This is a genomic window from Rhodonellum psychrophilum GCM71 = DSM 17998, from assembly GCF_000381545.1.
Taxonomy (GTDB): domain Bacteria; phylum Bacteroidota; class Bacteroidia; order Cytophagales; family Cyclobacteriaceae; genus Rhodonellum; species Rhodonellum psychrophilum.
In genome coordinates this window covers 1-5,931 of record NZ_KB906711.1, presented here as the reverse complement: position 1 = coordinate 5,931, position 5,931 = coordinate 1, and the positions used below count along the sequence as shown (strand labels likewise).

5 protein-coding genes are annotated in these 5,931 nt (G+C 43.9%); 3 read left to right on the top strand and 2 right to left on the bottom strand.

Annotation, left to right across the window (positions count from 1 at the left end):
- Positions 1-180: 180 nt before the first annotated feature.
- Together F824_RS27075 and F824_RS26750 are read right to left on the bottom strand one after the other, a co-directional pair.
- Positions 181-738: a hypothetical protein gene (locus F824_RS27075; protein ID WP_019600729.1), complete on the bottom strand. Its 558-nt coding sequence runs from the start codon at positions 736-738 to the stop codon at positions 181-183.
- Complete coding sequence (locus tag F824_RS26750; RefSeq protein ID WP_022582397.1) at positions 726-1,121, bottom strand: GNAT family N-acetyltransferase; 396 nt, start codon at positions 1,119-1,121, stop codon at positions 726-728. The genes F824_RS27075 and F824_RS26750 overlap by 13 nt, the downstream gene beginning before the upstream one ends.
- Positions 1,122-1,535: 414 nt before the next feature.
- On the opposite strand from F824_RS26750, the gene F824_RS0125250 reads away from it, so the two are divergent.
- Genes F824_RS0125250 through kdsB form a run of 3 tightly spaced genes read left to right on the top strand, consistent with a single transcriptional unit; the run spans position 1,536 to position 5,611 of the window.
- The gene (locus tag F824_RS0125250) at positions 1,536-2,375 is read left to right on the top strand and encodes a polysaccharide biosynthesis/export family protein (RefSeq protein ID WP_019600728.1); all 840 of its coding nucleotides are present in this window, start codon (positions 1,536-1,538) and stop codon (positions 2,373-2,375) included.
- A 9-nt stretch (positions 2,376-2,384) separates the two neighbouring features.
- Positions 2,385-4,838 carry a GumC family protein gene (locus F824_RS0125245; protein ID WP_019600727.1) on the top strand — a complete coding sequence of 818 codons (2,454 nt, stop codon included), beginning with the start codon at positions 2,385-2,387 and terminating at the stop codon, positions 4,836-4,838.
- A 50-nt stretch (positions 4,839-4,888) separates the two neighbouring features.
- Positions 4,889-5,611, top strand: coding sequence for a 3-deoxy-manno-octulosonate cytidylyltransferase (gene kdsB, locus F824_RS0125240; RefSeq protein WP_019600726.1), 723 nt, complete (start codon positions 4,889-4,891; stop codon positions 5,609-5,611).
- The last annotated feature ends 320 nt before the right edge of the window (positions 5,612-5,931 follow it).

Sequence of the window (5,931 nt, the reverse complement as noted above, 5' to 3'; positions counted from 1 at the left end):
AAAAGTGACAAAGGAAAAAATCACCACAAATAATAACTACCTGCTTTGGCGAAAACCTTCGGAATTCAATCCATTTGCCTAGCCAAAGAGAAACAACCCCGACATTCTAAATTCCAATGGCTATTCAAAGTTAAAGCCCCTCAGGCTTCCCCCCAGGGATTTTTCTTACCCTTTGCATCTTCAAAACACCTCCAAATCCCCCAAGCTAAACCCCCAATTCTCACTGGTCAGCAGCCTGCTGAAATCCTTCCCTAAATTCAAATCCCTTAAGGTAAGCAATGGCCCGATATTCAGAGAAGGAAGGCTTCCTGTTTTACGGAGCAAGGGAATGGGGAAATGACCAATATGCGTGGTGAAATTCACTTTGAAGACCTCCTGGGTTTTCTTGAGCTCCTGTCGCAAATGTTCCAAATTGATTTCCTTCTGGGCATCAAGCCCAAAACAATCGGTAATCCGCAATTCCAAGCCGAGCCCTGAGGGTTTTAGACGAAAAACAAAGAGGTAACTTTCCCGATCGGTGCAAAAACCATAGGGGAAAATGGGGCAGTCTGAGTATCTCCAAAGGAGAAATTCCTTGGTGATTGGGGTGTGGAGTCCCTGTGTCAAAGGCCTGCATTGTTCGGCCAAGGTAGCGAAAAGCGCACGGTCCATGACCGGAAGTTCCATGGCGGAATCTTGTTTCGATAGGGAATTGAATTGGAGCTTTATCGGGATTTTACCCTGCTTCAGCCACCCCATTTTTTGGTACCCAGGCAAGCTTTTGGAGTTGGGGTGTTGAAGATGAAATCAAAGCCCTTGCTTGCTGAATCATCGACCAGGGAGCTGGTCAGTTTTGAAAATATACCCTGGGCCAGATGGTTGGGGTGGACGGCGGTGTCAACTGCCCGAAGCGCCCGAAAGGTTTTTCCTTCCTCCTGCCAGTTCCATCTCAAAAAAGCCCTGACACCTAGGATTTCCCCATTCTTCTCCGCCAACAAGACAGGCGATTGGCCAAAAGGGTTTTCCAGATGCTTCCAACGCCAAAGGGCTTCCGATTTGGGCGTTCGGTCTTCCCCCAATGACACTTTCAAAAGACCTACGATTGAAGGGATGTCATTTTCCTGCGCATATCTGATTTCCATATCCTGAAAGTAACCTTCAAATTGGGATTTCCAAAAATTAATTTTATAGACATTCCCTTCCACGCCTTGATTGGATTCACCGACATTTTCTTACTTTCTGAATAAAATGCAAATGATTCTTTTTTTTCTGCTTACGGACGGCTTTATTAAAATATTTGAATAGTTACATTATCCTATGGGAAATATACCATTACCCTAAAATATCGCTTGATTTCACTCAAAAAATACCCTGTTCAGGGTATTTTATTTGATGATTCTATTTGCTATTTTTACAGTGGGTGATTAAGTTACTTTTCGCACAATTTTTTAACTTGTGTAAAAACTAAAAGGGGATTTTGTACATACAATTTTTTACCCTTATTTTTTTTCCAAATCCTTACACCCCCTTTGCTTTATTTATTTATATTTGAGTTCATGACCCCTTATCCCTTATTGACTTTGAGTAAGCCCAATCTCATTTTATTGTTGACACTATTTTTATTCAGCTCTTGTATCAGCAACAAAAAGCTGACCTACCTTCAAAACTTACCTGAAAATGAACCCATTGCCTTGGACGAGTTTATCCCTTATGCTGAGGTAGATTATATTTATATCCTACAGCCTTTTGACATTGTGGACATTGACTTTGCCTCATCGGATGAGGAATTCACCGAGGCTTTTTCCTATCAGGGTGCAAGGGGTATGCGGACCGGTGGCGGAGGAGGAGGAGGCGCTGGTGCAGGTGGCGACATCTTCTATTTTACGGGATACACCATCGACAAGGACGGAAATGTGGAAATACCCAAATTGGGAAAAATCAACATCGCAGGCATGTCAGAGGAGGCAGCAAGGGATCAAGTACAGGAAGCCATCAACGTGTTTTTCAAGGAGAAAGTCTATGTGAAGCTGAGAACAGCCGGTATTCGCTACACTACCCTGGGTGAATTTGGTTCTGTGGGAACTAAGGTCCTGTTCAGAAACAGAGCAACCATCTTCGACGCTTTGGCGGCGTCAGGGGAAACCAATCTCTTGGCCAAAAGAAACAAGCTTTTTCTCATCCGGCAATACGGTGGTGGGACAAAAATCCACCAAATCAACTTGAATGATAGGGCTCTCTTGGGTTCTCCTTTTTTCTTTATTCAGCCCAACGATATTCTTTATTTGGAACCCATGAAAATCAGGCAGCTGGGAACTGCGGATAATTTGGTGAGTTCCCTTCAATTGTTTGCAACCCTCTTGGCATCAGGGCTTTTAATGTATGGTTTAATCAGATAGGAGGGTAGGATGGAAAAATTAGACTTAAGCCAGCTGGACAACGAGGAGAAAGCCCTCGAGATCAAGTTTATCATCAACAGGTACATCAAGTATTGGCCCTGGTACATCGGGTTTATTCTCTTGCTTCTCACGGCATCCTATATTTTTCATCGCTATACGGTGGATCAATATTCCGTGGCGGGAACCATTGTCATCAAGGGCAACAATTCTCCGGAAGCCAAGATTTTGGACAGGTCGAGCATCTTCTCGGGACAGGGCAACCTGGAAAATGACATCCTGATGCTTTCCTCAAAAAACCTGGCAAGGGAAACCTTGGCAAAACTGCATTTTGATGTGGAGTATTTTGCCAAAACCAATATCAAACCCATCGAACTCTACGACAGAAGCCCAATAAGGATCGAGGTGGATTGGAACCATCTTCAGATCACGGATACGCCCATGGAGTTGGAAATTCTGTCCGGGGAAACCTTCAGACTCAATCCCAGCGAAGGTGGATTTTTTGACTTATCTCCCGCAATCGCTTCCGGTGATGACGGTCTGTACAATAAAACATTTCGTTTTGAAGATTGGATAGAGACAGGTAAGTCCAGGTTCAATGTGCACTTGGTCAATCCCGGGAGAGTGGGGGACATGGTGATCGTGACTCTGAGAAATCCTGTCGCTTTGGAAGAGCATCTTTCCCGTTCCCTTGGAATTACCTTGGTCAATGCACAGGCGTCGGTTTTGGAAATCCGGATGAATACCACCGTGGTGGAAAAAGGAAGGGATTATATCAATTCCCTGATGGATTCCTATTTGGAATATGAACTTCGTGAAAAGAACAGAAATGCCGAAAATACGCTCCGGTTCATAGAAGAGCAATTGTCTTTCCTGGAGGATTCCCTGCAGAAGAAAGAAAGGGAACTCCAAAACTTCAAGGTGGAAAATCGAATGCTCAATGTAAGCGCAGAGTTTTCCCAAATCCTTTCCCGGATGAATACTCTGGAAGACAATGCGCAGGCAATGGATTTTCAACTGGCGTATTTTGCGGCGATCAAAAAGTACATGGAGGAAAAAACGAAGGATTACTCCCAAGTGATTGCTCCTTCTGTGGTGGGGATTCCCGATCCTCTGCTCAATGGCTTGATTCAAACTTTGGTGACACTTTCACAGGACCGCAGAAAATTATTGGCATCCCTGAATGAAAACCATCCGGAAGTCAACAAAATCGATGTCCAGATGGAAAAGGTGCAGGAAGCGCTTTTCGAAAACATCGTCAACCTGATCCAAAACACCGAAATCCAAAGGGCTTCCCTGCAAAGGGACATCAATATCTATGACAGTCAGTTTGCCACCTTGCCCGAATCCGAATCCCAATACTCCAGTATTTTCAGAGAATTTAAATTGAGGGAAAACCTCTATACCTATTTGTTGGAAAAAAGGGCAGAAGCGGGAATTGCCAGGGCTTCCAATGTTTCTGACAATGCCATCTTGGATTATGCAAAGCGGGGAACCTTGGTTTTTCCCAAAAAGGACCAGAATTATATCATGGCCATTTTGATTGGATTCATGATTCCCTTCGGATTTATCGTGATCAAAGATATTTTTGACGATCGGATCAGGGACCAAAGGGGACTGAAAAAACATTTTATGATCCCACAGCTGGCAGTGATCGGGCACAGTAAAAAAGACACCAATATGGTGGTTTTGGAGCATCCCAAATCAGCCGTTTCCGAGTCCTTCCGATCTCTCCGCTCAGCCATCAATTACATCGCCCCGGACAAGAAATCCAAAAAAATCCTAGTGACTTCCAGTGTTTCCGGTGAAGGAAAAACCTTCACTTCCCTGAACCTGGCTTCTGCAATGGCTTTAGGCTCAAAGAAAACGGTAGTGGTGGGTGCGGATTTGAGAAGGCCTAAATTGGCTTCCTACTTCAATGGAAGTGAAAAAATCGGGCTTTCTACTTACCTGATTGGTAAAGTTGATGTCAAGGAGATCATCATGCCAACGATGAATGAATTTCTTTTTTATATTCCTTCCGGAATTATTCCACCCAATCCGGCCGAATTGCTCCAGACCGATAGGCTCAAAGAGCTGATCCAATATTTGGAGGAAAATTTTGAAATCGTCATTTTTGATACGCCTCCCTTGGGACTGGTATCGGAAACCATCGACTTGATGCGGCTTTTTGACTTGAATCTGTACGTGGTAAGGCAAGATTACACCATGAAGGATCATTTGGTCATGATCAATGATCTGTTTAACAACAAGCAGGTCAAAAATGTCTACGGGGTTTTCAATGGCATCATTGATTCGGGATATTATTATGAAGGATACAACTATGGCTATGGAAATACCTACCTGTATTCTCAAAACAACAAGTACATGTACAATTATTATGGAGATGACCTGGATGAGAAGAAGAAGTTGATCAAAAAAAGTAAAGGCTTCTTCCGTAAACTAATCTCAAAATTCAAAGCCTAAAACCCCATAATTGTTAATCATTTATCACTTAATAGCAGATTACCTTCTCCATGAAAACCATCGCTCTTATCCCTGCCAGATATGCTTCCACAAGATTTCCAGCCAAGTTGACCATGGATCTCTGCGGGAAGTCCGTGATCCAGAGAACTTACTTGAGCACGGTGGAAACAGGCGTCTTTGACAAGGTAATGGTGGTGACCGATCATGAGTTGATCGTGGAACAGATCACCGCTGTTGGAGGGGAGTGCTTTTTTAGCCAAGAAGAACACGAAAGCGGTTCCGATCGCATCGCAGAGGCCGTTCGTGATATGGATGTGGACATTGTGGTCAATATTCAGGGAGACGAACCCTTTCAAGACCGAAAATCCCTTCGCGATTTGGTCCAGGTTTTCGAGTCGCCCTTCATTCGGGTGGCCTCCATGATGTTTTCCATCCCCCCAGAGGAAGCCCAAAACCCCAATGCGGTAAAAGTGATCTATGACAAAGACAATTTTGCGTTGTATTTCAGCAGGGCACGCATTCCTTATAGCCGTGAAAAAAGGTGGGAGGTAAAATACTGGAAACATGTGGGTATTTATGCTTACCGCAAGGAAGCCCTTTTGGCATTTACCAAGATGGAAAAATCTTACTTGGAACAGGTTGAAATGTTGGAACAGTTGCGCTTGCTAGAAAATGGCATCCGGATCAAGATGATCCCCACTGACCACGAAGCCATCGCCATCGATACCCCACAAGATCTCCAAAAAGCCATTGCTTATTTTTATGATCTTTGATTTTTGGCAGCACCTATTCAGCACTGTGGATGCATCAAGCCAAAAGTAACAAAGAACCAAAATCACCACAAATAACAACTACCTGCTTTGGCGATAAACCTTCGGGATTCAATCTTATTCTTTAGCCAAAGACAAACGACTGTGTTTATAATTCCGGGGATTAAAATCCCCGGTTAAGATTTCTGGCATCGCTATGCGATTTGAAAAACGACACCGAATCTGGAAAAGCCGTAGGCTTGGGTCAACTCTTAAGCCCACAATTCATTGTGGGCAAGGTCGAACACCCCATATGGGTCAAAGTGCCATCGGCACGACCAAAA

Bases quoted from the DNA above. Each gene is read 5' to 3' on its own strand.
- F824_RS27075 (WP_019600729.1), bottom strand. From the start codon at position 738: ATGGGGTGGCTGAAGCAGGGTAAAATCCCGATAAAGCTCCAATTCAAT.
- F824_RS26750 (WP_022582397.1), bottom strand. From the start codon at position 1,121: ATGGAAATCAGATATGCGCAGGAAAATGACATCCCTTCAATCGTAGGT.
- F824_RS0125250 (WP_019600728.1), top strand. From the start codon at position 1,536: ATGACCCCTTATCCCTTATTGACTTTGAGTAAGCCCAATCTCATTTTA.
- F824_RS0125245 (WP_019600727.1), top strand. From the start codon at position 2,385: ATGGAAAAATTAGACTTAAGCCAGCTGGACAACGAGGAGAAAGCCCTC.
- kdsB (WP_019600726.1), top strand. From the start codon at position 4,889: ATGAAAACCATCGCTCTTATCCCTGCCAGATATGCTTCCACAAGATTT.